This window comes from Phenylobacterium sp. J367 (assembly GCF_024699985.1).
Lineage (GTDB): Bacteria > Pseudomonadota > Alphaproteobacteria > Caulobacterales > Caulobacteraceae > Phenylobacterium.
Genome location: NZ_JAJONA010000001.1, coordinates 335,898 through 361,798, shown reverse-complemented (window position 1 = coordinate 361,798; position 25,901 = coordinate 335,898). Strand labels below are relative to the sequence as shown.

Genomic DNA, 25,901 nt, shown 5'->3' with positions numbered 1-25,901 from the left:
ATGGCGGGCTGCTCGCCATTTTATTGCGCACGCCGCGCCGATCAGGAGCGCCCAAGCTTGACCGTACATGTCCGGCGCCGGGTCTCTGTCGGCCGGGCCAGGCAGCCCCGCAGCGCCGCCCGTTCGGCGGCGGGCAGCGCCCGGGCGATCTCCAGGGCTTCCCAGATCTCGGGCTCGCCACGCCGCAGCAGTCTCTCTCCAGCCGGCGCCAACGGCAGGTCCAGGGTGGCGGCCGCCAGCCGCTCGGGGACGCCCCAACTGCTCGGCAGCAGCCGCGTCAACGGGCCCACCAGGACGCTGCAGAGCAGGAGGCCTACGACGGCGCCGCACCCCAACAGGGCGGCCGTTCTCCGCCAGGATCGCGTCCTCGCCAGGGAGGCCTGGTGCGCGGCGGCCACGGCGTCGGTCGCCCGGGCAAGCGCGATCTTCTCCCGTTCGAGTTCCGCGACCGGTCTGGCAAGGACCTTGGCCGCTGCGATCTGGAATAGGGACCCCAGTTGATCCGGCGCGAGCGCCAGGACCGGACGCTCGCCCAATGCCGTGGCTTGGGCGCCCACCTCAGCGATGGCGTCGGACAGTTCGGCGAGGGTCGGGCTGTAGTCGACCGCCTCCGGCCCGCCCTCGGCGGCCAGGCCCTCGACCGCGCGGCGCAGGAGCGCCACCTCGGTCCGGAGGCGCTCGAAGGCGTCGGCCGCCGCATCGTCGGGCTGCAGGCTCATCGCTCAAGTCCGGGGTCGCGGCGGAGCCCGCGGTCGAGGTCGACCGACGTCTGGACGTCGAGACCTGGGCCACGCTCGGCGGCGCGGAGAAGGGCTGACGGGCGTCCGCGCGCGGCGCTCGTGGCCAGCGTCGGATCATGCTCCAGCGCCGCGGCGACCTTGGCCGCCACGCCGGGGCTCACGCGGTCCAGCGCGCCGGCCGCCCGGTCAAGCGCAAGCCGCTGGTGCGCCAGCGGTTCACGGCCGGCCGCACGCATGCGCGCGCCGTCCTGCCAGGCGCGGGCGTAGGCCTGGACGTAGGCGAGCTCATCCTGCCGGGCTTCGCGGCTGACAGATGGAGTGGGCGACGGGGGCGGAACCCCCGGAACAGGCGGCCCGCAACCACGCTGAGGCCGCGCCGCTCGGCGAAAAGTTCCGGATAGTCCAGGGTCGAGTCCTTGCCGCGCTCGCGCGACAGGGCCCGGCCGAGCGCACCTAGATCGGCGTAGGTCTGCCGGTCATAGTGCAGCGCGACGGCGTCGCGATGGCGCGAAAGCGCCACGTAGGTCGCATGCCGGTCCATATAGCCGCCCGCCAGCACGTGCGCCCTGTCGACGGTGACGCCCTGCGACTTGTGGATGGTCGTCGCGTAGCCGTGGTCGAGGTCCGTGTAGGCCTTGTGATCGAAGGCCACGCGGCGGCCGTCGTCCAGGCGCACGGTCATGCGCGTGGCGCCGACCTCGTCGAGCGTCCCCAGCGTCCCGTTCTTTACGCCGAGCTCGCGCTCGTTGCGGAGGAAGACGATCCGTTCGCCCGCCGCGAAGAGACGTGCGCCGCGCGTGGTCTCGATCCTGTGGTCCGGCCCAAGCGCGCCCGCCGCCTGCATGCGGCCTCGCGCGAGTCCGTTGAGGGCCGCCACGTCGTCGCGCGTGTAGGCGAGCATCACCTGCGAGGCGGCCGGCGCCGTCTGCCGGTCGCGCCACCAGCCCGCGACCACCCCTCCCCGCGCACCTTCGGCATCATCGTGGCCGTGCACCGCGCCGGCGGCCGCGTAGGCCGAGAGGGCCTGCACCGTGCGCCCGGTGGCAAGCTGGCGCGTGGCGTCGCGCTGCCAGTCGATCCGCTGGCGGCGCACTTCCGTCAGTTCGTGGGCCCCGTGCCGTTCGGCGAGCGCCCGAAACGCGGCGCCGGCCTCGATCGCCTGCAGCTGCTCGGCGTCGCCGACCATCACCACCTTCGCGCCGGCCGCGTGAGCCTGGGCCAGGACGCGAGCCATCTGCCTAGATCCGACCAGTCCGGCCTCGTCGATCACCAACACGTCGCGCGGCCCCGGCATCTCGCGGTCGCGGGCCCACGCATGTTCGAGGCTGGCGAGCGTCCGCGAGGCAATGCCGGAGCCGGCCTCCAGGCTTTCGGCCGCCATGCCCGACAGCGCCGCGCCGCGGACGCGATAGCCCTGCGCCTCCCAGGCGTCCCGCGACACGCCCAGGAGGGCGCTCTTGCCCGTGCCGGCGTAGCCGATCAGCAGCGCGAGATCGCCTCGGCGGGTGACATGCGCCAGGGCGTCGCGTTGCGCGCTCGACAGGTCCAAGCCGGCGGTCGTCGACCGCGACAGGGCCGCGGCCTTGCCGGCCTCGGTGACCGCATGCCCCGGGCGTGCCGCCATCCGGTCCGCCTGGCTCTCGAGCCCACGCTCGATCCGCAGCATCTCGCGGCTGGTGAACCGTTCGCGGCCTCGCCCGTCGCGGCCCAGGCGTACGATCTCGTCGCTCGCCCGCACCCTGGCGAGCACGGCGTCGAACTGCGCGCGGCCGTCGCTGTGGCGATGGGCGAACCGCGCGAGATCGTGGTCGGTGAAGGTCGCCTGCTGATGGGTGATGGCCGACAGCGCGATCCGCGGCTCGGCGAGGATCCGCTCGCCGTTCCGCCGGGCGATCGCGCGATGGTCCTCCACGCGTTCGGCCGCATCGCCGTGGATCTCGCGCCGCGCGCCCGAAGCACCGATCTTGTTCTGCGGCTCCAGGTCGACGCCCTGGTCCTTCAGGGCGCGCGCGTCGATGCGGGTGTCGAAGCCGAGTTCGGCGAGCCGCCGGTTCGCGTGGTCCGCCCACGCCTCCCGCCAGGCCACGAGCCGGTCGGTGGCGTTCCAATCGCGGACCTTGCCGCCGAACCCGTCTGGCCCGGCCGAGCGCAGCGCGAGCATCACGTGGGCGTGCGGCTTGGCCTCGCCGTCGGGGCCGACATCCCAATGCACGTTGAGGTCGGCGACCATGCCCTTGCCGACGAGCTCGCGCTGCACGAACGACCGCGCGAGCTCGACGCCGTCGGCTTTCGAGAGTTCGCGTGGCAGCGCGAACTCCACCTCGCGCGCGAGCTGCGCATCCTTGCGGACCTCGCGCCCCTCGACCTCGTTCCAGAGCGTCTCGCGGTCGCGCCAGCGCTCAGGCGCGCCCTCGGGCAGCAGGACCTCGGAATGGACGACGCCGGCCTTGGCGGAGAAGTCGTGCGCCCGATCCAGGCGTTCGTCGTGCAGCCGCGAGGCCGAGCGGTAGGCAGCGGCCGCGACCGCCGACGAGCCCTTGGCCCGCGAGACCACCTTCGCCGAGAAGTGATAGATCGCCATGCGATCCCTCCCCGCCCAAGCACGTCGCGCCAGCGACGTATAAGCGCGCACTCAGACCTTCGGCCGTGAGTGACGGGCGGGCCATGCGTAAGCTTACCCATGGCCCGCCGGACGACGGCCGCGCAGGGTTCGGGCTCCGAGTGCTCGGAGGAGTCCGTCATGAAGAAGCCGCGCGACCTCGACGCCGAACTTCAGGCCCTGCAGCAGCGCGCCAAGGCGCTGAAGGGCCGGCGCGTCACGCAGTTCGGCGAGCTGGTGATCGCCAGCGGAGCCGACAAACTCGACATGGAGATCCTGGCCGGCGCCCTGCTCGCGGCGGGGAAGGCCGATGCGAGCACGCGTGAGGGATGGCGACGCGCTGGGGCCGCCTTCTTTCAGGGACAGGCCAGGTCTCAGCCGAAGTCTGCAGGGGGCGGCGAACGCCGCGCGGCGGACGGCGGCGGCGCTGCACCGGGCTGAAGCCGCACACGCACGGTCGGACACGAGGACCTGGGTCGTGCAGCGCCGCGAACGCACTCGACAGCTGATCGAGCTGGGCGGCCTGGTCGCCAAGGCCGGCTTGGTCGATCTCGCGGGCGATGATCGCGCGGCGCTTTACGGCGCCTTCCTGGAGCTTGCCGACCGCCTCAAGGCGGCCGACGGCGAGGGGACGCGCCTGCTGTGGCGGCGCCGCGGCCAGCGCGCCTTCGCGAGCGAAGCGGAGGCGCAAGGTTGAGGCTCGCGCTCGGGGCGATCTGGCCGACACTGGTCGGGGCCTTCTGGGGCAATGTCCTGGCTTGCCTGCCCTTCCTGATCGTCCGCGACCACTTCGGCCTGCCCGCCTTCCTCGCGGAGTGGGTGATCCCGCTCGCGGGCATCGTCGTGGGCGGGCTTCTCGGCTTCCTGCGCTGGAGGGGTCGCTATGGCGGTCAAGGGCCGGTGACGACCCATGGCAGCGCGCAATTCGGGGACGAGCGCCGCGCCCGCGGCGCGCTGGGCGGCGCGGACGGACTCATCATCGGCCGCGCCGCGGGGGCTGGCTGATGCGCTACGAAGGCCCCGGCCATCTGCTCACCTTCGCCCCGACCCGCTCGGGGAAGGGCGTCGGCGTCGTGCTGCCCAACCTGCTGCTGGCTGACCGCGCGGTGCTTTGCGTCGATCCGAAGGGCGAGAACGCGCGCGTCGCCGCCCGCGCGCGGGCGCGGTTCGGACCCGTGTATGTGCTCGATCCGTTCGAGGTCTCCGGACAGCCCACCGCATCGTACAACCCGCTCGCGGCCCTGGACCCCCCTCGGCCTGGATTTGGCCGAAGACGCGGCCTTAATCGCGGAGGCGCTGGTCTGCGATCCGCCGGAGCAGGTGAGCGAAGCCCATTGGAATGAAGAGGCCAAAGCGCTCATCGCGGGCGTCATCCTGCACGTCGTCACGCACCCGCCGCCAGAGGGGCCAACCCTGGCCGTCGTGCGCGATCTCCTGACGGCGGCGCCGGCGCGGTTTGCCGCGACGTTGAAGGCGATGCAGGCGAGCCCGGCGGCGGACGGGCTGGTGGCGCGCGCCGCCAACCGCCATCTGGGCAAGGCCGACCGCGAGGCCACCGGGGTGCTCTCCGCAGCTCAGCGTCACACCCACTTCCTCGACAGCCGCCGCATCACCGACAGCCTCGCGCGCCCGGACTTCGCGTTCGAGGACCTGCGCGACCAGCGCGTCACCGTCTTCCTCGTTCTGCCGCCCGAGCGGCTCGGCACCCACGCCCGCTGGCTTCGCCTGCTGGTCGCCCAGGCCCTCCACGCGCTCGCCCGAAGCCGCGCCGGCGCTCGGGTCGCCCCATCCCCGATCCTCTTCCTGCTCGACGAATTCGCGGCTCTCGGCCGCCTCGAGCCTCTCGCCCAAGCCTACGGACTGATGGCCGGCTACGGCGTCCAGCTGTGGGCCATCCTGCAGGACCTGCACCAGCTGAAGGCGCTGTATGGCGAGCGCCATGGGACCTTCCTCGCCAACGCCGCCGTCACCCAGGTCTTCAACGTGGCCGACATCGACACCGCCCAATGGGTGTCGCGAACGCTGGGCGTGACCACGGAGACCTTCATCGCCCAGGGGACAACCACCAACTCGGGCTCGACGTCGTCCCTGAAGGGGGGATCGAGTTCGTCGGGCGAAGGCGAGTCCTGGAGCGAACAGCGCGTACGCCGCGATCTGCTGACGCCCGATGAGGTCATGCGCCTTGCCGATCACATGATGCTCGTGCTGAGACCCGGTCGCGATCCGCTCGTCGCCGGTAAGGTCCGCCACTACGCCGACCGCGAGTTCGCCGGGCTGTACGACGCCTGAGCCAGGCGACCTACGCGCCGGGCGTTCGGCGGAGCCGAACCGTGGCCTCGCCCACATCGTCGGCCGGCAGGAACACCACCCCCCGCTGCTCGAACACGTCCTGCAGGCGCGCGAGGTTCGCGGCATGCACACCGCCCCGGCCGAGTTCGAGCCGCGTGATCGTGTTGGGCGCGAGCCCTGTCGCGGCGCCGAGGTCGCGCAGGCTCAGGCCCAGCGCGGCGCGCGCGAGCCGGGCCTGCAGCGGCGTGATCGGCGGTGGGCTCAGGACGCACCTCGCTTGACAAAATTGCGCGAATGGCGCGAGATTGCGACGTTCACGCAACTTCTGACCGCGACGCCCAGGACGCCGCCGGGAGCGACGATACATGTCCGATTCCGAACCCGCGACTACCCGTTCCCCCAGCCGTCGCCGGCTGCTGCAAGGGGTCACCGCGCTCAGCCTTCCGATCCCGTCGCTGACCGGGGCGACCGACCCCGGCAAGGTCGTCGCCGAGCGCTATTGCGCGCTGGAACAGGAGCAGCGGCGGCTCCACACGGCCTGGTCGGATGTCGAGTCGTGGCTGCACCGCCACCGCAACTGGCCTAGGCTCACGCAGGCTGAGCAGGCCGCTGTGCCGGAGGCCGCGCAGTTCGCGGTGATCGAGGCCCAGCTCGACGCGATCGACAAGCAGTATGACGCGCTCGTGCCGCTGCTGAAGACCACGTCCGCCTGCACGCGCGATGGCGTCATCGCCCGCCTGGACGCCCTGCTGTGGTTCCTGAATCCCTACGACAACGCGGACGCCTACCCGCTGCTGCAGAGCTGCCAGGACGACCTCAAGCGTCTCTGGCTGTAGGCGAGACGATCACGTGGCGGGCCACCGCGGCGAGAGAAAGGAATGTCCCATGTCGCCAAAGCCGGGCTCAGGACCTGACCCCATCGACGTGTCGGTCGGCGCGCGCATCCGTCTGGCGCGCAAGACGCTCGGGATGTCACAACACGCGCTGGCCGAGTCGGTGGGGATCACCTTCCAGCAAATCCAGAAGTACGAGCGCGGCGCGAACCGCGTCAGCGCTTCCATGCTTGCTAGGATCGCCCACACGCTGGGCACACCCGTCGCGGAGCTGTTCGGCGCCAACGATGGCGCGCGCGGCCTGTCGGACGAGTTGGCCGACCTGCTGGGCGAACCGGGCGCGTTGGAGCTCCTGCGGGCCTTTGCCCGAATGCCACGCGCCAGCCGGCCGGCTCTGGTCACGTTTCTCGCGGCATTCGGCAATTCGAGGCCGGACGGGCCGGAGGACCGGCCATGCCCGTGACGACCCGGATGAACCGCCGCGGCCGCCGCTACCTCGACCGGGCGCGCGCCTACGGTCGCGCGGCCGGTGCGCTGGCATCCGTGGGGATGGTGGAGGACGCGCGGCCGCCGTTCTTCATGTTGATCGCCCACGCCATGGAGCTGGGGCTGAAGGCCGTCATCGCGGGCGGGGCCGTCGACGATGAACGGCTGATCATCATCGGCCACGACCTGCCGCTGTGCCTGCGGCTGGCGAGCGACGGCGGGCTCGATCTCGAACCGGCCGGAGCGGAAATCGAGACCGTGCTGGAGGCGCTGGCGATGCCGCATCTCGCCCAGACCCTGCGCTATCCGGCCTATCTGTCTTGGCCGCTGCCGGATCCCCAGGCGGCGCTAAACGCGCTCGAGGGTCTGCTCTCACGGGTCGCGCATCTTCTCGAAGCGCCGCCGCGATCCGCCCTGAACTAGGCGAAGGCGGCCGGCCAGCAGGCGCTGGCCGGCCTTCAGCGGTCATGCGGGCTGCCGCGCGTGCAGGAAGTCGATGGCGCGTTGCGCGTGCGCGGCGGCGGTGAAGATGAAGCGGCGGTCGTCCTTCAGCGCCTCCAGCCAGCTGGCGATATAGCTGGCGTGGTCCGCCCTGGGCGTCAGCTCTAGCCCCAGGTCGGCGCAAAGGAACGCCGCGCCGAGTTCGGCGACCAGTTCCTCGCGCGCATAGCCCTCGTCGCCCCAGCGCTTGCGGCCGAAGTCGCGGTCGAGGCGCGAAGGATGCCGCGTCCAATGCGTGCTCTCATGCGCCAGGGTCGCGTAGTAGGCCTCCGGGTCGGCGAAGCACTCGAACGGCGGCATCTGCACGTAGTCGGGATGGAGCGCGTAGTAGGCTTGGTCGCCGCCATGCCGGATGTCGGCGCCGATCCCTGCGAAGAAGGTCTCGGCGTGAGCGATCCGCTGGAGAGGATCGAGCTTCGGCTCCGCCGCAGCGTGGAAGTGCGCCGGCAGGCCTTCGACCTGTTCGACGTTGAAGACGGTGTAGGCCTTGAGGAACGGGATCTGCCGTTCGACATCCTGGCCGTCGTCGCCGGTCTCGGTGCGGCTGATCTTGTTGGCGTACACGACGGTCGCGCCGTGCTCGCCTTTGCGGACGTGGCCGCCCAGCGCCAGCGCCTGGCGGAAGGTGATCCAGATCGGGGCGGTGTAGCCCCGGGCGACGGCTTCCGCCCAGAGCAGGATCACGTTGATGCCGCTGTAGGCTTCGCCGGTGGAGCGGAGCGGGCGGCTGATCCGGCCGGCCAGGTGCTCGGCGGACCAGGGCTTGGTCCAGGGGCGGACGCCGGCTTCGAGGTCGGCGACGATGGTGTCGGTGACCCGCGTATAGAGGTCGGTCTTGGCTTGCGAGCGTGAGGTCTCGATGAGCCGCGTCATGGCGGCCTCCTGTGAGAATGAGGTTGTGGGGAAGCGGCGCCCCGCGGTCGCGGCGGGGGCCGCCGGCTGCGGTCAGTTCGAGCCGTTGGCCCGAGACCAGATCAGGCTGTAGCCTTCGTCAGCGTCGACGAGGCTGGCGTAGATCGGGGCCGGGAAGCTCGGGTCGTCCAGCTTGACCGAGAGGTAGTCGCGGTTCTCGCGGGAGGTCTTCTTCCAGGCCGCGCCGAACTCGGTCTTGCCGGCGAAGATGCGGAAGTCGGGGGCCTTGTCGCTGTCCTTCTCGACCTGACGGAAGGTGGCGGTCTTGACGTCGAGCGTCAGGGTCTTGATCGCGCCGTTGTAGTGGCCGGCGTCGTCCTTGGTGAAGGTGCCGATGGTCGCCATGGGAAGTCTCCTGAGGTCTGTCGGACCGCGCCCATCGCGGCCTCGATGGCGATCCCAGGCCGAGGGCGACGGCCGCCGCAGCCCAAAGGGCCCGCAGCGCAGCGGAGGACGGCGAAGCGGCGACTTTCTTGGTGCGCGAGGAAGACCGAAGGTCGGGGAAGAAAGTCGCCGCTGCCGTTGCGGCGGACGGCGGGGCCGCCCTGGCGGCCCGCCCCCCTCGGCCAGATCAGGCCAGAGAGGCGGCGATGGGCGGGTGCGATGCTCGGGAGTCGCCCTGGCGTTCCGGCGCGGCCAAGCCTGACGACCGCGCCTACGGCCCACGAAAGAGGGCCGCACGCCTCATGGACGCACGGCCCTCAAGATCAGTTCGGCGGGACCGCTGACGCGGCCCTTCCTCAGGCGGCTTGTTCGGTCAGGGTCGGCGCCTCGGCCGGAAGCTCAGGCTCGCCAGGAACCGGGACCGGCCTGCGCAGCAGGCTGGGCAGCCAGCCTGTCCCGGCCAGCAACGCCTCGGCCTCGCTGGCCATGTCGGGCTTCTTCAACCCGCCGATCCGCTCGGCGGCCTCGTCCGAGACAGCCTCCCGCACCGCCTCGGCGATCCGGGTCTTGGTGACGCGGCCCAGGTAGCTCGCCACGGTGGCCGTCCAGTAGCCGCTCATGTCAAGGTCCACAGCCTCCGCCAGCCGGTCGGCATGCGCCCAGGCGCCCGGCCTGCGGTCGAAGGGCGCCCGCACCGCATTGACCGTCAGGCTCGCGCAATGCGCCAGGAGGTCCAGCAGGTCCGTCACCGTCAGGCCCAGGACGAAGGCCCAAAGGTCGTCGGCGTCCTTGGGCACGCGGCTCGCCCAGGCCGCATGCCGCTTAGCGACGCTGCGCGCGGCGCGGGTGTCGTCGATGCCCGGCGCGTAGCCGTCGAGGTAGGCGGACACGCCCTTGATCTCCAGGCAGCTGGGCCGCTCGTAGGCCGGATAGTGGGCGGACAGGGCGAGCGCATGGACCACCGCCGACAGCGCCACCGTCGCGTTGCCCGCCAGGGCGTCGCGCAGCGCCAGGGTCCGATGCGCCGTCAGGTCGAGCACCAGCCGCTCCGGAAGCGGTGCGCCGGAGGCCTCCTCCGGCGCACCGCTCTCCGGGTCGGGATCGTCCGTTTCGACCTCCGTCCGAACGTCGGTGTCGCCCGTTCCGGACTCCGGCTCCGGCGGCGGCAGGTCCTCCGGCCGGATGAAGCCGCGCTCGATGCGGGCCACACCGTCCTGGCCCAAGACGACGAACACGCCGCCCCGCGCGATCTCGTCGGCGTCACAGGCCGTGCCGTCGCCGAAGGCTTCAAGCGCCGCGTCGATCTCCTTGAACCGGGCCTCCACCTGCGGCGGAAGCTCTTCGACCGCGTCCCACTCGCTGACCAGGGCGTCGTATTCCTCGGAGAGGGCGTCGATCTGCGCCTTGTCCGCCACCGAGCGCGCCACAGGATGCGGGTAGACCCGTGCCAGCCCGAGCGCGCGCGGATAGTCGATGTGGGGCTCCGCCCACTTCCAGCCCTCCTTCGCCCGGACCTCCTCGGCGATGGCGGCCAGCTTCTCGGAGACCATCCGGTCCAGCAGGCCCACGTCCTCGAACCAGCCGCCGCCGTCCTCGGTGAAGAGGTCGCGCAGGATCGTCCCACCTGCCTCGCCGTAGGCCTCGGCGCCGATGAAGACGGCGCGCCGGTCGGTGGCCGACACCTTGGCCTGGGTCATGGTGCGGCGGATCAGATAGGGCGGCCGGTGCGCGCCCAGCTGCTCCAACACCTGCGCTTGCCGCGCGTGGTCCTCGCTGACCGCGAAGGCCATCATCTGGTCGAGGTTCAACTCGCCCGCCCTGTAGAGCGCCATCAGCGCCGGGTTGACGGCGCCCAGGCGCAGCCGCTGGCGCACCACGCCCGCCGATACCCCGAACCGGGCGCCGATCTCCTCGGCCGACAGGCCGCGTTCCTCGGCGAGCCGCCGGAACGCCTCGAGCTGGTCGGCCGGATGCAGGCCCGTCCGCGTGACGTTCTCGTCCAGGCTGATCTCGTGGGGGATCGTTGTTCAGGTCCACCACGCAGCGCACGGGCGCGGTCTTCTTGATCGTCTTGCGCTGGGCGAGCCGCGTCAGCGCCAAGCGCCGCCCCTCGCCGATGGTCACCAGATAGAACCCGGTCGGCGCACCCTCGGCGTCCGTCTCGGGCTCCACCACCGGGGCCTGAAGGACGCCTTTCACCGCGATGCTGGCGGCCAGGGCCTCGATGTCGGCCTCGGCATGCGGGATCCGCCGCGCGTTGCGCGGCGAGGCCTTCAGCTTGTTCAGCGGCACGTCGATGACGTCGCCGTCCTGATGGGTGATCTGAGCTTGGTCGGTCATGGTCCTGCTCCTTGGGGCATGGCTGGCAGGCGCAAGGCGCGCCTGCAGCCCTGCCCGTCGGCGAGACCGGGGGTGCAAGCGGAGGGGCGGCTTCGCGGGGAACCGGCTGCAGGGCTTCCAGCCCTGCGGACCCGCCGGCCCTGCTCAGCCCGAAGCTGGGCGGAAGCCGCTCCGAAGCGCGCCGGGGGCGGAGCCCCAAGCCCCGGACGCGCGTCCGCGCGTCATCTAAAGGAGAACTGGCGCGCGCCAGCGCGGCGCAAAGGAAGGCTGCAAGGAGCCTGCGCGACCCGACCCAAAGGAGGGGGCGCTGCACGGCGGGACGCGCCGTCGAGCGGCCGCCGGCGCGAAGCGCCCGCAGGGGCGGACCCGTAGGAGCCGCGTCAGCGGCGGGACCGAGCCCGCCCCGGCGGCCGCTCTCCGTTTCCGGGGGCGTTGCGGGGACCTCCCCGCTCGAAGGGGTCGACCGAGACACCAGGCTCGGGCGCAGGGGAAGGCCTTCCCCTTCAACCCTTCCTGCCGAGTCAGACTAGGCTCGCCGCCATGTGGATGGACACCGCTTGCCGCGCCCTGCGCGAGCGCCGGGTGCTGGAGCTCCGGTACGACGGCTACAGCCGCTGCGTGGAGGTCCATGCCGTGGGCTACACCCAGGTCGGCGAGGCGATGATGCGCGCCTGGCAGGTGCGCGGCGGCAGCGCGAGCGGTGAGAAGGTGGGCTGGAAGCTCATGCGGCTCAGCGAGGCGCTCGGCGCCGTCCTCTCCGACGAAGCGTCCCAGGCGCCCCGCAAGGGGTACAAGCGCGGGGACCCCGCCCTGGCGCGCATCGTGTGCGAACTCTGACCAAGCAACCCAGAGAGCGAGCTATACTCCCCGCAAAAGGACTGGGCATTTCTCGGTCGGCGTAGGGGTCGTGGGCCAACTCGCGGGCTGTGCGGCTATCCGGCGAGGGGTTCATCGATAGGGTGGTGCCCCCGGTCGGGCTCGAACCGACACTCCTCTCGGAACCGGATTTTGAATCCGGCGCGTCTACCAATTCCACCACAGGGGCCGCGGCCGTTGGTTACACCGGGTCATGGTGCCCGCGCAATCTGCGCGCGCTCATCCAAACCGCTCCAAGGCAAGCTCGGCAAACCGTTGCAGATCGCTCAAAGACCGGGCGTAGAGATGGCCAAGCCCGTCTCGGGCTTCGAGGCCCAAACCGGCGCCTTCAGCGAGCTGGAGAAGCAGGTCGGATGACGCCTCTGACAGGTAGAAGCCGACATAAGGATAGCTTGCGGCGTGCGGCGCGCCGAAGGCCCCCGTTGCAGCTGATGGTGGGCGTGGCGCCCAAGGCCGAAAGGGCGGTGACCGCCGCGCCAACGCCCACGTCCAGGCCGCGCAACCCTTCGACGGAGTCCTCGTCGATCTCCCGCTCTTCCTCGAACGTCTGCTCCGCGGCGGCGGGATCGGGCGCCGACAGGATCTGCCCAATCACGCCCGCTTCGTAGTCGAGCATGGCGCGCACGTCGCTCCACGACCAGCCGCGCAGGTCGCGGTAGTAGTGATTGCCCGCAAGGTACCCTTCCTCATCCGCCGCCTCCGCCTCGGCATCAGTGAGCACGTCCAAGGCGTCCACCTCCAGGTGGCGGCGGATTTCAACATCGAACGTGCGGACGCTGGCCGGCACTCGCGGCGACCTCCGACTCGGTTGTGACCGTCCGACTCTAGGAGGATTTGACAGGAACGATGATCGGAACAAAAATGGAACACTAGACATGGCGCCACGGCGGCGCCAGCGTGGCGCCATGAGTGATTCTGCGAGCGGCAACGTCCGCGACTTCGACCGTCTGAACCTGCGTCTGCCGGCGGCGACCTTTGCGGCGATCGACCGCGCGATCGCCGCCAGGGCCGGGCATGTCTCCCGGAACACCTGGTTAACCGAAGCGGTCGCAGAAAAGCTCGCGCGCGACGCTGCAAATGACACCTCGGCGGAGGATCGGCGGCATGGCTAGTTTCTATGAGTTCTTTGCCGGCGGCGGCATGGCCCGAGCCGGCTTGGGACCTGAGTGGACCTGTCTCTTCGCCAACGACTTCGACGCCAAGAAGGGCTTCGCCTATCAGGCCAATTGGGGCACAGGCGGCGAACTGAAGATCGGCGATGTCCGGGCGATCACAACGAAGGATCTGCCGGGCCGGCCCGATCTCGTCTGGGGCTCGTTCCCCTGCCAAGACCTCTCGCTGGCGGGCGTCGGCGCGGGGCTCGACGGTGAGCGCTCCGGCACGTTTTATCCCTTCTGGAAGGCCATCAACGGCTTGGTCGAAGACGGGCGCGCGCCGAGCATCGTGGCCGTAGAAAACGTCTGTGGCGCGCTGACCTCCCACGGCGGCAAGGACTTCGAGGCGATCTGCCAGACCTTTGCGAAGGCCGGATATCGGTACGGCGCCCTGGTCATCAACGCCGACCTCTTCGTGCCTCAGTCGCGGCCTCGCCTGTTTGTCGTTGGCGTGGCGAAGGACGTGGAGATCCCGCCCGAGTTGCTGTCGCCTGAACCGCTAGACCCGTTCCACACGCGTGCGCTTTGCCGGGCGGTCGAGGCCCTGCCGGCGGAAACCCGTGAGCTTCTGGTCTGGTGGAACGTGCCGACACCCAGTCGTCGAAGCGAGACCTTCGCCGACGTGATCGAGGAAAGCCCCGACAGCGTGTCGTGGCACAACCAGGCGGAGACCAAGCGACTGCTCGACATGATGTCGGCCGTGAACCTTGCGAAGGTCGAGGCTGCGAAGCGCGCGGGCCGTCGCATGGTTGGCGGCGTCTACCGGCGCACGCGCTTGGACGAGCAAGGCCACAAGGTGCAGCGAGCCGAGGTGCGCTTTGACGAGGTCGCGGGATGCCTGCGCACCCCCGCCGGCGGCTCGAGCCGCCAGATCATCCTCGTGGTGGAGGGCTATCGCGTCCGCTCGCGGCTCATTTCGGCACGGGGAGACCGCGAGGCTGATGGGCCTTGAGGACAGCTACGTCCTGCCGCGGAACTACAACGAAGCGTACCACCTCACGGGGGACGGGGTCGCCGTGCCAGTGGTCAGGCATCTGGCCCACCACGTCTTCGAGCCGGTGCTCGCCGCCTCGGCTCGCGCCGCCAAGGCCGCCTAACCCTACGCATGGCAGGCGCCGCGAAAGCTCCCGACGCGACCAATACGCCGCCGTTCGAGACCGAGGACCTGCGCGCCAACCTCGCGGCGTTCCTCGATGCGCCGTTCCAGGATCCGAGCGGCCAAGCGGTTCGGGTGGGACACTACCGCTGGGGCGTCTACGCCTTCTTCGACTACGACGGCGAACCGATCTACGTCGGGCAGACCAACGAGCGTTTGCGGACCCGTATCCGTCGGCACCTCACGAACCAGCGCACCGACGCCGTGGCAATGTCGGTGCTCGACCCGTTCGAGGTCTTCGAGATCGAGGTGTGGCCGCTGCCGCAGTTCGAGCAGACCGACAAGTCGAGCAAGGAGGCGCGGGCGCACCTCGACGCGCTCGAGCGGCTGATCACTCAGAAGGCCGTGGAGGAGTCCCGGTTCAAGGCGATCCTGAACGAGAAGGACCCACCGCCGGGAGACCTCATGGTCGGCGCCCCACCTTCCTACCGCGCCCGGATCGTTTCCGACCGCGTGTTCGAGCTCCGCTCGCACCCGGACTTCCGGATTGCCCGCCGCGCGCTGATCATTTCACGCCTCGCGCAGGTGATCTCCGAGCGCAAGGTGCAGGGCGGTCTGCGCCGGGTGCTGCTCACCCAAGCCAAGCGGATCGAGTGGTTGGCCGAGCGGCGGTACCTGGCGCTTGGCGGGGCGGCGTCGGTCGCTGTCGAAACCGAGGACGAGGTCTAAGGCTGAGGGCGCCGCCGCCACTGGACCGATACAAGGCCCGAAGCCCGCCCGCGCCTTCGGCTTCACGGCGGTGCGGACATTGAGGGCCATCCATCACACCCAGCGCCTTTAGGCGGGGAACGCACCCGCGCGTTCGTTAAGCCGCAGCCTTAAATCGCTCGAACCTCAGGGCCAGCCGGTCTCGATCCGGGCAGTCTTGCGGGCGCTTTGGCAGCCGCAACAAGCCGCCGTCGAGCCCCTTGATAGCCTCCAGCATCGGTCCGTCGTTTTGAGTCAGCAGCCGCTCAGACACATGCAGCCGGTAATCCGGGTCGATCCCGATGAGATGCGCATCGAAAGCGGCGTGATGTATCTTCGACAGCGGAATGCCATTGCGCACGATCGGCTGACCGAGTCGTTCATCGCGATCCTCGATAATGTGAGCAGCATCCAGCAACATGGGTTCGGGCAATCCGGACAAGGCGCACCGGCCTCGATAGGCGCCGATCACGGCCTCCCTAAAGGAGGCCTGATGCAAACGCTGCTTTACCGCCCGCAAAGCGTAGCGCCGTTCCACCTCAGTCTGAGGAGGCGACAGAGCGCTCTGCCCAGGAAGCCCGAAGGCGATCCGCGCCCGCCGTCCCGCCGCGTCCCACCCCCGATGAAGGCCGGCAAGATCGCCTGATAGCGGCCGGGAGCGATCCCGAGGAAATAGATGACGGGAATGTTGTTTTCGAACGCTTCCCGTAGCCAACGATTGTCAGCGGAGTCCGGATTCTCACCCATGAAGGCGTAGTCGACCATCTCGTCGCCGTCGAAGATCTGACGGTGGACCTCGCGCTGGTCGTCGTACCAGACGCGGTTGCCCGATTTCGGGAACACGGTGTTGACGGACAACAGGAAGCGCATCTGAGCCGGCTTGAAGATGCCCCGCCGCGGATTGACGAGCGGATAGCGCTGGCCGTCTACGTAGAAGCCCTCTCCGAGCTGCTGCGCCGTCAGATGATCGTGGACTTCGCACAGCGATTGAACCCGCTCGAAAGCCGCGGCGCGCAGGCGGGTTTCAAGATCCAGATCTGGCATTCCCTCCCCGCGTGGCGATCTGGGTGACAGTCTATCGGATCAACGCGCCGCGTCTTGACGAATTGGGGCTTGCCCGCGGCCCTCGCGACAGCCGTCCGACCTGCGCGGTCACGCTTACTAGTGAGATGAGACCGAGTTGCGCCGTAAGCCGACCTTGGGATCGGGTCGAGAAACAGACATTGCGGCGGCTGGGCGGTGAACCGACCGGGCGACTAGTTTCGAACCCTCACCTTTTCGTATGCACCCTGAGGATCGCGGGTGTGCTTGCGCATGTAGCCGCTCCCACTGCGGCTGTCGTAGACGACACCGCCGGGCCGCCACTTGATCAGGGAGGGCCATCGCGTCGGCGTCGGCAATCGCATCTGAGTGTGCACCATGGAGCGCTGATGACCTCGCGCCTCCTCGGCGCTCACGGCCCGAAATGTGACGACACCTGCCTTTTCATGCTCGAACACAGCATAAGTGACGTCGAACCGCCTCGAGAGGCGACCTCGTGCCGCCGTCTCGGCGAGGCTTCGCACATTCTCGCGCTCCTCCCATCGCCGGAAGTAGAGGTTGGCCTGGCAGTGCAGGACCTGCTGCTCATTGAACGCATCCACCTCGTGGGTGGACTGGATCTCAGCCCAGCCAGAACTGTGATCAATTCGATAGAGGTCGGCGTCGTAGAGGATGCAAATCACGTCAGGCGATAGCGGCATGAGCCCGGTCATGCCGGCGCTATGGACGCCGGGTCCGATCAGTTCGGTACGTCGGTCGGTCAAATGCCATCGATTGGTCATCACCGCGGGATTGTCGGAACTGATGAAGCTACGGTCGGTCCGGTTGCGGACGAGTCGCACACTGAGGTCCGACACCGCGTCCGGATGGTCGAAGAAGATGCTCATCGCGGTCTGCACGGCATCCTTGACCGAGATCAAGTAACCTGGAGGCAGCCCTCCGGTGTCTTTGTCGATCTGCGCGACTAGCTCGACCTCGGCTCGCGCCGCGGCCTCAGTCCGCAAGTACTGCAGAAGCCAGAACGCCTTCAGCAGTCCTGCATCATCAGTGGTCAGCTTGTAGCCGGGCGCCAGGATGACCTTCAGCCGCGATGCGTAGTGCCCCTCGAAAGTCTGTAGCCGACGCTCCAGCACAAGATCGTCGCCATAGAAATAGTCTCCAGCGCATTGGTTCTTCACAGGCGCGCCACGGATAGGCTTGCCGAGCTTCAGGTTGAACAGGTTGATGGCCTTGTTGTCGCAGCCCACCGTGAACGGCCGTAGCTGACAGCGCGGCACAAAATGTTGGCTCTTGTTGGCGGGCATGAGATTTGAAGTGGAGCTTCAACCACGCCGGTTCAACGCTACGCTACGTTGTGGCCGCGCCACATCGGCACTGAGTCAGCACGACGGCACCATGATCGCCTCCGTCGCCGAGGCTCATGCGACCCCTCGATCCCCAAGCCGCTAAAAGCGTCCAAGGCCGGCCGCCGGTCTGCAAACGGTGTCGCGCGCGGCGGGCGGGGACAACCGAGAACACCCACAGAACATCCGAGCTGCAAGGCGCGCGGGGGTTGTGCTAGCGTTCGCGCGCAAGGGGCGACATGAATCAGCCAGACGCGCATAAGCACGCCATCGTCCGGAAGCTATCGATCCGCAGATATCGCGGTCTGGAGTCGTTGGACTGGTTACCCGATCCAACCCTGAACCTGATCCTCGGTGGCGGTGACGTCGGCAAGACCACAATCCTCGACGCCGTAGGCCTGCTCCTCAGCGCGTCCAATGCGACGACGGTATCGGAGACCGACTACTGGCGGCGCGACAACACCACGGAGTTCTCGATCGAGGGCGTCGTCTCCTTGCCGGAGGGCGTCGACCCCAACAGCCTCTCGGTGCTTCTCATGCCCTGGGAATGGAACGGCAAGGACGCGGTCCTTCCCGGCAATCCGCAGGACGGCGACGTCGCGGAAGCCACAAACCCTGTCTACCGGCTTCGTGTCCGAGGAACCGCCGACCTGGAGCTGGTGTGGGAAGTCGTCCAGCCCGACGACAGCACCATTCCGTTGTCGGCGGCGTTCCGAAAGAAGATCGGCCTCATCCGGCTCAGCGCTGACGACCGCAACGACCGTGATCTGCGCCTGGTGTTCGGCTCGGCGCTGGACCGGCTTCTGGCGGACCCGGCGATCAAGGCGCGCATTGCCAAGGAGGTCTCCGAGCAGGACTTCGCCGCCCCCATCGGGGGCGATGGGCGGAAGGCCCTGGAGCGGCTGGACAAGCGGCTGGTCGCCGCCTCGCTGCCGCACGGCGTCCAGCTGGGCCTGACATCGAGCCAGGGGCTCTCCATCGGCGCCTTGATCGGCCTGCTCGCGGATCGTGACGGCGTCGCCTTGCCGCTGGCCAGCTGGGGCGCGGGGACGCGTCGGATGGCAGCGTTGGAGATCGCCTCAGCAACCCAGGCCGACAACTCGGTCACCGTTATCGATGAGATCGAGCGTGGCCTTGAGCCGTACCGCCTTCGCCAGCTCGTCGGCGTACTGCAAAGCACGTTCGGCCAATGCTTCGTCACGACCCATAGTCCAGTCGCGATCCGTTGCGCTCGATGGGGGAGGATTTGGTATCTCGGTTCGGCGGGGCGGATTGGCGAGCTGGCGCAGGACAAGATCGCCGCCCAGCAGCAACGCGACCCCGAGACCTTCCTGGCCAAGCTGGCGGTGATCGCCGAAGGGCCGACCGAGATCGGCTTTCTCTGGCGTCTGCTTGAGCTGGCCTTCAAGGACGACCACCAGAACCTCGGCGTCCGGCTCTGCGACGGCCAGGGAAATCAGCAGACCCTTGGCCTGCTCGAAGCCCTGGGTGAGGCGCGTCTGAGTTTCGCCGCTATCGCCGACGACGAAGGCAAGCAGGCCGGTCGGTGGACCACGATTAAACAGGCCATGGGCGACCGCCTTCTGCGGTGGGATGGGGCTTGCACCGAAAAGGTGGTGATCGACCTCCTGCCGGAAGCCCGGCTGCCGGACCTTCTGAAGACGCCCGACGGCGTCTGGGACGGCGAACGCCTTCGTACCCTGGCGACGCGGCTCGGCATTGAAGACAAGTCGCTCCCGGCCATCCGCGCGGCCTTGGAAGCCAACGGCGGATCGCTGCGGCAGGTGATGGTCGCCGCCGCCATCGGCGATCGAGCGGAGCGCCCGAGGGCGCGGAGAAGGAGTGGAAGGCTCACGCCGGGCGGTGGTTCAAGTCGAGGCCGGGCGGCTACGACCTGGCTGGCCACGCGCTGGCCGATGATGTTTGGCCGAAGCTGGAGCCGACGGTCCTGCCGCTCCTCAACGCCATCCTGACCGCGGTGGCAATGCCGGCGATCGAAAGCCTCGACCGTGTCTGACGCTTCCGTCGCGGCGCTGTTGAGATCGGACGAGCCGCTGGTCGTCATCGAGGCGCCGGCTGGGTGCGGGAAAACCTTCCAGGGCGCGGCCTATGCGCGGGAGGTGTCGCAGGCCTTGGGCCAAGGCCGGCTGCTTATCCTCACGCACACTCATGGTGCCTGTGGCGTCTTCGCCGAGCGCACCCGCGGCATGTCCGGGCGCGTGGACATCCGGACGCTCGACTCGCTCATCGGCCAGGTCGCGACCCTCTATCGCCGAGCGCTTGGCCTGCCGGACAACCTCTCGACCTGGGCCTATCAAGACGACGGCGCGGGCTTCGAGATCATGGCGGAGAAGGTCGCCGGCTATCTGGAGCGCCATCCGATCATCCGACAGGCGCTCGCCCGCCGGTATCCGATCATCGTCTGCGACGAGCACCAGGACGCCAGCGAAGCGCAGCATCGCACCATCATGGCGCTGCGACTGGGAGGGGCGCGCTTGCGGATTTTCGGCGATCCGCTCCAGGCCATCTTCGCGAACGCCAAGTCCGACAACGCCATGGCCGCGGCGCTTGCGCAGTGGGAGGCGCTGAAGGCGAACGCGGCGTTCGACGAACTCGCTCACCCCCACCGATGGCAGGCGGGAACCCCCGCGCTCGGTCAGTGGATTCTCGCCGCCCGAACCGAGCTGAGGGCGGGTCGGTCCATACCGCTGAACGGCCCGGCCGTGCAGGGGCTGCGGATCGTGCGCGCCGATAACCTTTCGCCCGCGCGCACGGCCTACCAGCTCAGCCCCGCGCACCGCACGCCGATCGACGCGGCGGTGCAGGGTCCGGTGATGGTCCTGGCCGCCAGCAACGAGCGTGTCGGCGCCTTGAGCGCGTTCTGGGGGGCGCCGCATTCCGATTTGGGAAGGTCACACGCGATCGGCCCTGGCGGAGCTGGTGCAGACCGCCAAGGCCCACAAGGGCGACGCCGACCAACTCGCGCAGGGCGTCGTGCGGTTCGCCTCGTCCATCGCGGGCAGCGGCTTCTCGGCCGGCAGTCACGGCGAGCGCTTGCTGAAGGAGGTGCGCGACGGGTGCGCCAAGCCGGCGCGCGGCAAGCCGGGCAATATCCAGCGGCTCGCGCGCCACCTTCTGGCGGCACCCGACCATCAGGGCGTCGCGCTCGCCCTGAACGAGTTGAGCGATCTCGTGGAAGCCAAGGCCGATGGCTTCGGCGACATCAAGGTGGTCCACCGCAGCGAGCTTCGTGATGCGATCCGCCTGAAGGCCTTCGCCTGTCCGGATGAAGGCTACGCGGAGATCGCCCGGCGCCGGTCGCACGCGATGCCGGCGCCGCCCGCCAGGACGATCAGCACGATCCACAAGGCCAAGGGTCTGGAGTGCGACAACGCCGTGCTGATCGCCGGCGACCGGGACCAGTTCAGCGGAACCCGGTACGCACGCTGCAAGCTCTACGTCGCGCTCAGCCGGGCCAAGCGCTCGCTGACCATCGTCGTGTCTAAGAACAATCCCAGCCCGCTGTTCAACGCCGCCTGACAGGGGCTTCCGGCGGGCCGCACGGCTGAACGGCGGAAAAATTGGCGAACCCCCAGGACATCGAAGACCAGGGGTCCCTCCGTTATACCGTTCTGTCCTACTGACCGTCATCCTGGTCAGCCGGTCGTCCTTAATCGGTGGCCGCCGGCGCCCAGGAGCCCAAGCCACTTGCGTCCTGGGGCCTGGACGTATATGTCCACCCCCCCAACGCTTCTCGCGTGGCCTGCATGGCGTCATGATGGGCGGTGAAAGGACTGCCCGATGACTGACGAAACACATACCACGGAGGCTGCCGAAACGCCAGACGCCGAGCCCGAGGTCGAGACCCCGCAGGCGCCGGCGAAAGCGGCGAAGCATTTCGAGAAGCGCTGGGGCGTCGCGAAGGACCCAGGCTTCGTCTATCTGCCCTCCGTCCTCCTGCGCGGCCAGGCGCGGCTGAAGATCAATGCGATCGAGCTGGCGGTGCTGATCCACCTGATCGACCACTGGTGGTCGTCGTCGGAGATGCCCTATCCCTCAAGCGCCGGCTTGCCGAGCGCCTGGACGTCTCGGACAAGACCGTCCAGCGCGCGATCGCCAAGCTGGAGGCCGAGAAGCTGGTGCGCCGCGTCGCCCGCCACTATTCCGCCGGCGGCCAGGCCAGCAACTATTACGACCTGTCGCCGCTGGTGGACCGGCTGAAGGACATCGCGGGCGATTTCATCGAGGCGCGCGAGGAAGCGCGGAAGGCTAAGCGCAAGGCCGAGCGTCCGGGTCTGCGGAACCGCAAGAAGGCGGCGGAGGTCGAGTCGTGACCGCCGAAGTCAAGAAGGCGACCTTCGCCTTGGATTACGAAGGCAAGGCCCTGGACTTCAGCCACCTGGAGCCGATGGACCTGGCGTGCCCCACCCAGGCTCGCCCGAACGGCGTGCGCATCAACGTCCGCTTCTCGTGCCACTGCTTCACCGAGGCCTACGACGCCGCCAAGCATGACGGCCGCCCGATGATGATGGATCGCGGCAAGCAGCGCGCTTTCTGTCCGGCGCGGTTCGAGCTGTCCCAGCAGTTGCCGGACCTGATCCGCAGCCTGCCGGACGCGCATGTCTACATGACGCCGGAGGCGAACTTCGTGCGGCTCGCCCTGAACGAGGACGTTGAGTACCGCATGTACTTCAACGTCCGCCGGTTCGCGGAAAGCGGCTACGATCTGCAGATCTTCGTCGAGAGCGCCTACCGGCCCGACACGCCCGGCCTCCCGCCGGAGAAGATGCAGAAGGTTCGCTTCAAGGTGCTGGTGGACAAGGTCCTTACCAACCAGAAGCTCAAGTTCCACAGGCGGTAAAAGAAAACGGGGCGCTCGTGCGAGCGCCCCGTTTGGAATATCTCGGTACCCACTTAGATCGTCGCCGATCTTATCTCGCTCACGCGTGGACCCCTCGCGGGGCGGGGGAACGCTGTTGGTGCAAGCACCTCAACCGATCTGTCGCTCCTATCGTGCTTATGCGCCTAGGAAGACCGTTTTGGCAAGCCCTCCTGGACATTTAGGACCAGGGGGGCATCGGCTACCCGGCGCACTCACGATGTTACCTTAACGGAAACAGAGACATAAGGTTGCGACGGGCAGCCTTCAAGGGGCCGAAAACGGCCATTGAAGACGCCAAAAGCTGGCGAATCTGCGCTGGAACGCCTGGACACGCGCGCCCCCGGCGGCTGGACACCCGCTACCGGGCTTCGGCGTGCAAGCAGGCTTCACGGCGTCCTTACGGGCCAAGCCCGCCGCATATAGGCCAGGATCGCCGCAAGATGGCCGGCGGCCTCGTTCTCATAGGCGTCGAGCATCTGGCCGAGGTCAATGCGCGGGAAGGTCGTGCGGTCCGCGTCGGCGTCCCACAGCTCATAGGTCAGATAGCGGTAGGACTTCGGCTGACGGCCCATGAAGGCGCGGCGCGCGGGCTTGGACGGCGCGCCCCTGTTGACCGGATGGCCGACCAACTGGTTGCGAAGATCGCGGATCGCGCGCCACTCGGCCCCGGTCGCGGGCTTCGGCGCGCCGATGGCGGCAGCCAGCTCCAGCAGCGCGTCCTGCTGGATGATTACGGCCTGCAGGACGCCCCACACTTCGATGTAGGCCTCCATCGCGTCCAGCGAGAAGTCGCGCCTTCGGTGGGTCCACAGGGCCTCGACCGTGTCCTGCATCAGCAGCATGGCCGTCTCGTATTGGGCGAAGCGGTCACGGTTTCCGGGCGCGAGGAACAGGCCGTCCCGGATCTCGGAGGCGTGGAAGTGGTCGTAGACCTCGCTGCGGAGGCTCATCAGTCGGTCCATGGCCAAGGTATGTCTCGTCCCTAGTCAGCAGGCGAGGCCTCTCTGCCGCGCGTGACGCCCCCGGCACCATGACGGGGACTCGCCGCATAGTGCCGGCATGGACATAGAGCGCTACGCACGCGCCAGGCAGATCGCCTTGGCGCAATCCATGGCCGGCCGCGCCAAGGTCTACCTCGACCTGCGCTTCTGGATCATGGCCCGGGAGGCGGAGGCCGGGACGGAGATCGACCCCGATGTGATCGAGCTGCTGCGGCTGCTTCGCGAGGGCGTGGTCGCGGGCAAGCTGGTCTGTCCGGTGGGCGCCAGCACCTTCATCGAGGTGATGAAGCAGGCCAACACCCAGACACGGCGCCTGGCCACGGCCCGGCTGGTGGACGAGCTGAGCCTGGGCTTGAGCATCACCGAGAGCCGCGGCCGGATCGGCACGGAGATCGCCCACTTCTTCTACAAGAGCGCGGGCGGCCACGACCTTCACGCGATGGCGGACCTGATCTGGACGAAGCTCAGCTACGCCCTGGGCTACGTCTACCTGAACCCCGAGGGCTTCGATCCCGAGACGGGCGGCTACCTCCAGAAGGAAGCGTTCGACGAGATCTGGAATGCGTCGCTGACAACCATCGTCACCCAGATCGGCGACCGCTGGGAACGCTCGGACGACCTGGTCAAGGCAGCCCAGCAGATCAACGCCGACATCAAGACGCACGCGCCGAAGCTCGTCAGCTATCCGGCCACGTACCGCGACGAGATCGTCGGCTGTCTCGACGTCTGCCAGGACATGGCCGCCGAGGTGATGGCCGCTATGGCAACGCGCCAGGGGGTGACGCCGCCGGCGCGGGGCTCGGCGCAGTGGAATGAGGCCGGGCGGCTGTGCCGGAACCTCCTGACCCTGGCGTTCGAGAAGCCGGAGACCCGCTACGCCCTGAGGACCATCCATGCGCAGGCGTCCTGTCATGCGGGTCTGCGTTGGGATCGCGGGACAAACTTCACCGAGAATCACATCTACGACTTCGAGCACGCCTCGGCCGCGGTTGCCTACTGCGACGCCTTCCTGACCGAAGGCTTCCTATCGAAGCTCATCAACGACGGGCATGTCCGGCTGACCGAACTGAACGGCTGCCGGACAACGGCCGACAAGACGGAGGCCGTCGCCATCGTCCAGGACCTCTTTAAACACTAAGCCCCTAGGTCCCCGAGGTGGGGACTTACATCCGGCTCGAAATCCGCGGGACCTGAAACAGACTCTCCGAACGTCCGCGGTGAGTCACGTCCGGTCTAAGGGCACGTGGCGTTCGCCATGGAGGCGCTCGGGCGTTCGCCCGCGCCTCGGCGCGGAAGGTGCCTTCCGCGGTTTGGGGGGTTTGCGGACGTTGATAGCGCTGGCGTCGAGAGTGTTCTTGATGTGCGAGGCGTAGAACTTCTCGATCATCTCCACACTGGTGCGGCAATTCTTCGCGATCTGGTAGATGTCGGCGCCTTCCATGAGCCGCAGGCAAATGTAGGTGTGCCGCAGGCTGTATGCGGTGCGGGCGTTGCCCTCCCGGTCCGTCTTCAGACCGAGCTCGTCCAGAATGGTGTTGAGCAGCTCCCGCTGCACCTTGCCGAACACGAGATCGGTCTGCTTTGGGTCATGCCGCTTTCGAAGCCTTAGGAACGGTTGCACCGCACCAGGCATGCTCTTGCAGTAGCCAACGCCGCGCTTGCCTCGCACCTCGATCTCCAGGATCCGCTGGTTCGTTTCGTCGTCAAGGACGACGCTCACGTCCCGGTATTCGAGCCGCGAGGCCTCGTCCGGTCGCAGCCCGGTGTTGACCATGAAGAGCACGTAGTCGTGCAGTTGCTCGCACTCGCCGCGCCAGCGCTCCTTCTTCGGATTGCGTGCGCGTTCACGCGTCGCTTCGTAGAGCCTCTTGTACTCGTCCGGCGAGAACCAGGCGCGGTGCGAGATTTTGCCCGACGCCTTGTACGGGGCGGTCATGTCCGGAAGCGCGGCGATCCACCCCTTGCGATCCGCGGTCTTCAGAACTTGGCGGAGCGTCACCAACTCCTGGTGCATCGTACTGCGCGCTGGGCGCTTCGGCAGCGCCTTCGCGCGACCACGGCTGCGCTTCTCGGCAGGCGCCTCCGGCGGGTTGAGCCGATGGACGCGGTACTCCTGGATCAAGCCGGCCGTGATCTCGCTAAGGGGTCGATCACCAAAATACGGGAGCAAGTACAGTCGCAGGTGCCGCGACTTCCCCTCGACGTAGGTGGCGTTCCGCTCGCCGTGCGTGATGACCCCGTACTCGGCCACGAACACGTCGGCCGCCTCCCGGAACGTCGGACCCGCGGGCTTTGCCTTGGGCCTCGGCCGCAGGAACAGCGGCTCGCCGGCCGCGGCGCGCTCGTCGTCGGTGGGTATCGGAAGGCCGCGCCGGCGTAGCCGCTCGTCCGCATACCGCTCCATGTACCATTCGCGGGCGAAATCCATCGCGAGGGCGAGACTCTTCTGTCGTGTCGTCTGGCGGTGGTTCCGTCCGCCCAGGAAAACCGCGCACTGCCAGAAGCTGCTGTTTGCGCGGCGGTACACATGGACTTTCCCGTCCATGAGGGTGTGGCTTTCCATAGGCCTGCCTCACTTCCCGGATCACGGGGATTATGTGTAAGGCATGTGTAAACTCGGCGCACTACGTTAAGTCACTGAAATGACTACGTAAGTTTACGACCTGATGGCCCGAAA

Annotated in this window: 31 protein-coding genes, 1 tRNA gene and 2 pseudogenes; 19 read left to right on the top strand and 15 right to left on the bottom strand. The window is 68.5% G+C overall.

The genetic code is table 11. The annotated features are described in order from the left end of the window. Window positions 1-41: 41 nt before the first annotated feature. The 3 genes from LRS04_RS02105 to traA are packed head-to-tail and all read right to left on the bottom strand — an operon-like array spanning window position 42 to window position 3,321. Window positions 42-719, bottom strand: coding sequence for a DUF6118 family protein (locus LRS04_RS02105; RefSeq protein WP_257814936.1), 678 nt, complete (start codon window positions 717-719; stop codon window positions 42-44). Next, entirely contained in the window at window positions 716-901 is a 186-nt protein-coding gene (locus LRS04_RS02100; RefSeq protein ID WP_257814935.1) for a hypothetical protein, read from the bottom strand. The genes LRS04_RS02105 and LRS04_RS02100 overlap by 4 nt, the downstream gene beginning before the upstream one ends. Then, window positions 898-3,321 (bottom strand): Ti-type conjugative transfer relaxase TraA, encoded by a 2,424-nt coding sequence (gene traA, locus LRS04_RS02095; RefSeq protein WP_257814934.1) that lies wholly within the window; start codon window positions 3,319-3,321, stop codon window positions 898-900. Before traA ends, LRS04_RS02100 begins: the two co-directional genes overlap by 4 nt. Before the next feature lie 159 nt (window positions 3,322-3,480). On the opposite strand from traA, the gene traD reads away from it, so the two are divergent. Genes traD through LRS04_RS02070 form a run of 5 tightly spaced genes read left to right on the top strand, consistent with a single transcriptional unit; the run spans window position 3,481 to window position 5,628 of the window. After that, the gene (gene traD, locus LRS04_RS02090; protein WP_257814932.1) at window positions 3,481-3,780 is read left to right on the top strand and encodes a conjugal transfer protein TraD; all 300 of its coding nucleotides are present in this window, start codon (window positions 3,481-3,483) and stop codon (window positions 3,778-3,780) included. Between the two features lie 37 nt (window positions 3,781-3,817). After that, window positions 3,818-4,036 (top strand): conjugal transfer protein TraD, encoded by a 219-nt coding sequence (locus tag LRS04_RS02085; RefSeq protein ID WP_257814931.1) that lies wholly within the window; start codon window positions 3,818-3,820, stop codon window positions 4,034-4,036. Then, window positions 4,033-4,344, top strand: a complete 312-nt coding sequence (locus LRS04_RS02080) for a hypothetical protein (RefSeq protein WP_257814930.1) — start codon at window positions 4,033-4,035, stop codon at window positions 4,342-4,344. The genes LRS04_RS02085 and LRS04_RS02080 overlap by 4 nt, the downstream gene beginning before the upstream one ends. Next, window positions 4,344-4,682: a type IV secretory system conjugative DNA transfer family protein gene (locus LRS04_RS02075; RefSeq protein WP_257814929.1), complete on the top strand. Its 339-nt coding sequence runs from the start codon at window positions 4,344-4,346 to the stop codon at window positions 4,680-4,682. The genes LRS04_RS02080 and LRS04_RS02075 overlap by 1 nt, the downstream gene beginning before the upstream one ends. Next, window positions 4,603-5,628, top strand: a complete 1,026-nt coding sequence (locus tag LRS04_RS02070) for a type IV secretory system conjugative DNA transfer family protein (protein WP_257814928.1) — start codon at window positions 4,603-4,605, stop codon at window positions 5,626-5,628. Before LRS04_RS02075 ends, LRS04_RS02070 begins: the two co-directional genes overlap by 80 nt. Before the next feature lie 10 nt (window positions 5,629-5,638). Here the strand turns inward: LRS04_RS02070 and LRS04_RS02065 are convergent, their stop codons facing one another. Beyond that, a complete protein-coding gene (locus LRS04_RS02065) occupies window positions 5,639-5,950 on the bottom strand; it encodes a helix-turn-helix domain-containing protein (RefSeq protein WP_257814926.1) in 312 nt (103 codons plus the stop codon). A gap of 43 nt (window positions 5,951-5,993) precedes the next feature. Between LRS04_RS02065 and LRS04_RS02060 the strand changes: the two genes are divergently transcribed. The 3 genes from LRS04_RS02060 to LRS04_RS02050 are packed head-to-tail and all read left to right on the top strand — an operon-like array spanning window position 5,994 to window position 7,370. Continuing rightward, window positions 5,994-6,464, top strand: a complete 471-nt coding sequence (locus LRS04_RS02060; protein ID WP_257814925.1) for a hypothetical protein — start codon at window positions 5,994-5,996, stop codon at window positions 6,462-6,464. Between the two features lie 49 nt (window positions 6,465-6,513). Next, window positions 6,514-6,924, top strand: coding sequence for a helix-turn-helix domain-containing protein (locus LRS04_RS02055; RefSeq protein WP_257814924.1), 411 nt, complete (start codon window positions 6,514-6,516; stop codon window positions 6,922-6,924). Then, complete coding sequence (locus LRS04_RS02050) at window positions 6,915-7,370, top strand: hypothetical protein (RefSeq protein ID WP_257814923.1); 456 nt, start codon at window positions 6,915-6,917, stop codon at window positions 7,368-7,370. Before LRS04_RS02055 ends, LRS04_RS02050 begins: the two co-directional genes overlap by 10 nt. A gap of 42 nt (window positions 7,371-7,412) precedes the next feature. Here LRS04_RS02050 and LRS04_RS02045 read toward each other — a convergent pair whose 3' ends face one another. The 4 genes and pseudogenes from LRS04_RS02045 to LRS04_RS02030 all read right to left on the bottom strand — a co-directional run. Next, window positions 7,413-8,321 carry an ArdC family protein gene (locus LRS04_RS02045; protein ID WP_257814922.1) on the bottom strand — a complete coding sequence of 303 codons (909 nt, stop codon included), beginning with the start codon at window positions 8,319-8,321 and terminating at the stop codon, window positions 7,413-7,415. A 72-nt stretch (window positions 8,322-8,393) separates the two neighbouring features. After that, window positions 8,394-8,705 carry a DUF736 domain-containing protein gene (locus LRS04_RS02040; RefSeq protein WP_257814921.1) on the bottom strand — a complete coding sequence of 104 codons (312 nt, stop codon included), beginning with the start codon at window positions 8,703-8,705 and terminating at the stop codon, window positions 8,394-8,396. A gap of 395 nt (window positions 8,706-9,100) precedes the next feature. Continuing rightward, a complete protein-coding gene (locus tag LRS04_RS02035) occupies window positions 9,101-10,618 on the bottom strand; it encodes a chromosome partitioning protein ParB (RefSeq protein WP_257819260.1) in 1,518 nt (505 codons plus the stop codon). Between the two features lie 226 nt (window positions 10,619-10,844). Continuing rightward, window positions 10,845-11,084, bottom strand: a pseudogene (locus LRS04_RS02030) (ParB N-terminal domain-containing protein); the annotation flags it as partial. A 540-nt stretch (window positions 11,085-11,624) separates the two neighbouring features. Here LRS04_RS02030 and LRS04_RS02025 point away from each other — a divergent pair. Then, on the top strand, window positions 11,625-11,921 hold the full coding sequence (locus LRS04_RS02025; protein WP_257814920.1) for a hypothetical protein: 297 nt from the start codon (window positions 11,625-11,627) through the stop codon (window positions 11,919-11,921). A 123-nt stretch (window positions 11,922-12,044) separates the two neighbouring features. Here LRS04_RS02025 and LRS04_RS02020 read toward each other — a convergent pair. Then, a tRNA-Leu gene (locus tag LRS04_RS02020) sits at window positions 12,045-12,129 on the bottom strand. A 159-nt stretch (window positions 12,130-12,288) separates the two neighbouring features. After that, on the bottom strand, window positions 12,289-12,747 hold the full coding sequence (locus LRS04_RS02015; RefSeq protein WP_257814919.1) for a hypothetical protein: 459 nt from the start codon (window positions 12,745-12,747) through the stop codon (window positions 12,289-12,291). 118 nt (window positions 12,748-12,865) lie between these two features. Between LRS04_RS02015 and LRS04_RS02010 the strand changes: the two genes are divergently transcribed. The 4 genes from LRS04_RS02010 to LRS04_RS02000 are packed head-to-tail and all read left to right on the top strand — an operon-like array spanning window position 12,866 to window position 14,939. Further along, window positions 12,866-13,072, top strand: coding sequence for a hypothetical protein (locus tag LRS04_RS02010; protein ID WP_257814918.1), 207 nt, complete (start codon window positions 12,866-12,868; stop codon window positions 13,070-13,072). Beyond that, window positions 13,065-14,066: a DNA (cytosine-5-)-methyltransferase gene (locus tag LRS04_RS02005; protein WP_308238057.1), complete on the top strand. Its 1,002-nt coding sequence runs from the start codon at window positions 13,065-13,067 to the stop codon at window positions 14,064-14,066. The genes LRS04_RS02010 and LRS04_RS02005 overlap by 8 nt, the downstream gene beginning before the upstream one ends. Beyond that, window positions 14,056-14,211, top strand: a complete 156-nt coding sequence (locus LRS04_RS26500; protein ID WP_308238056.1) for a hypothetical protein — start codon at window positions 14,056-14,058, stop codon at window positions 14,209-14,211. The genes LRS04_RS02005 and LRS04_RS26500 overlap by 11 nt, the downstream gene beginning before the upstream one ends. 8 nt (window positions 14,212-14,219) lie before the next feature. Then, complete coding sequence (locus LRS04_RS02000) at window positions 14,220-14,939, top strand: GIY-YIG nuclease family protein (protein WP_257814917.1); 720 nt, start codon at window positions 14,220-14,222, stop codon at window positions 14,937-14,939. 136 nt (window positions 14,940-15,075) lie between these two features. Here LRS04_RS02000 and LRS04_RS01995 read toward each other — a convergent pair whose 3' ends face one another. From LRS04_RS01995 to LRS04_RS01985, 3 genes are all read right to left on the bottom strand, one after another. Next, on the bottom strand, window positions 15,076-15,429 hold the full coding sequence (locus tag LRS04_RS01995) for an HNH endonuclease (RefSeq protein WP_257814916.1): 354 nt from the start codon (window positions 15,427-15,429) through the stop codon (window positions 15,076-15,078). 35 nt (window positions 15,430-15,464) lie between these two features. Further along, on the bottom strand, window positions 15,465-16,001 hold the full coding sequence (locus LRS04_RS01990; protein ID WP_257814915.1) for a hypothetical protein: 537 nt from the start codon (window positions 15,999-16,001) through the stop codon (window positions 15,465-15,467). Window positions 16,002-16,213: 212 nt separating this feature from the next. Beyond that, complete coding sequence (locus LRS04_RS01985) at window positions 16,214-17,302, bottom strand: DUF4238 domain-containing protein (RefSeq protein WP_257814914.1); 1,089 nt, start codon at window positions 17,300-17,302, stop codon at window positions 16,214-16,216. Window positions 17,303-17,580: 278 nt separating this feature from the next. Here LRS04_RS01985 and LRS04_RS01980 point away from each other — a divergent pair, with 278 nt between their 5' ends. The 5 genes and pseudogenes from LRS04_RS01980 (at window position 17,581) to LRS04_RS01960 (ending at window position 22,202) form a co-directional block, all read left to right on the top strand. Next, entirely contained in the window at window positions 17,581-19,314 is a 1,734-nt protein-coding gene (locus LRS04_RS01980; protein ID WP_257814913.1) for an ATP-dependent endonuclease, read from the top strand. 36 nt (window positions 19,315-19,350) lie between these two features. Continuing rightward, window positions 19,351-19,827 (top strand): annotated as a pseudogene (locus LRS04_RS27495) (AAA family ATPase); the annotation flags it as partial. A gap of 454 nt (window positions 19,828-20,281) precedes the next feature. Further along, window positions 20,282-20,881 carry an ATP-binding domain-containing protein gene (locus LRS04_RS01970; RefSeq protein ID WP_257814911.1) on the top strand — a complete coding sequence of 200 codons (600 nt, stop codon included), beginning with the start codon at window positions 20,282-20,284 and terminating at the stop codon, window positions 20,879-20,881. 488 nt (window positions 20,882-21,369) lie between these two features. Beyond that, entirely contained in the window at window positions 21,370-21,675 is a 306-nt protein-coding gene (locus LRS04_RS01965; protein ID WP_257814910.1) for a GntR family transcriptional regulator, read from the top strand. Then, window positions 21,672-22,202, top strand: coding sequence for a hypothetical protein (locus tag LRS04_RS01960; RefSeq protein ID WP_257814909.1), 531 nt, complete (start codon window positions 21,672-21,674; stop codon window positions 22,200-22,202). Before LRS04_RS01965 ends, LRS04_RS01960 begins: the two co-directional genes overlap by 4 nt. Window positions 22,203-22,609: 407 nt before the next feature. Here the strand turns inward: LRS04_RS01960 and LRS04_RS01955 are convergent, their stop codons facing one another. Further along, a complete protein-coding gene (locus LRS04_RS01955; RefSeq protein WP_257814908.1) occupies window positions 22,610-23,173 on the bottom strand; it encodes a hypothetical protein in 564 nt (187 codons plus the stop codon). Window positions 23,174-23,333: 160 nt separating this feature from the next. Between LRS04_RS01955 and LRS04_RS01950 the strand changes: the two genes are divergently transcribed. After that, window positions 23,334-24,362, top strand: coding sequence for a hypothetical protein (locus LRS04_RS01950; RefSeq protein ID WP_257814907.1), 1,029 nt, complete (start codon window positions 23,334-23,336; stop codon window positions 24,360-24,362). An 84-nt stretch (window positions 24,363-24,446) separates the two neighbouring features. On the opposite strand, the gene LRS04_RS01945 is transcribed toward LRS04_RS01950, so the two are convergent. Beyond that, window positions 24,447-25,787: a site-specific integrase gene (locus tag LRS04_RS01945; RefSeq protein ID WP_257814906.1), complete on the bottom strand. Its 1,341-nt coding sequence runs from the start codon at window positions 25,785-25,787 to the stop codon at window positions 24,447-24,449. Window positions 25,788-25,901: the final 114 nt, after the last annotated feature.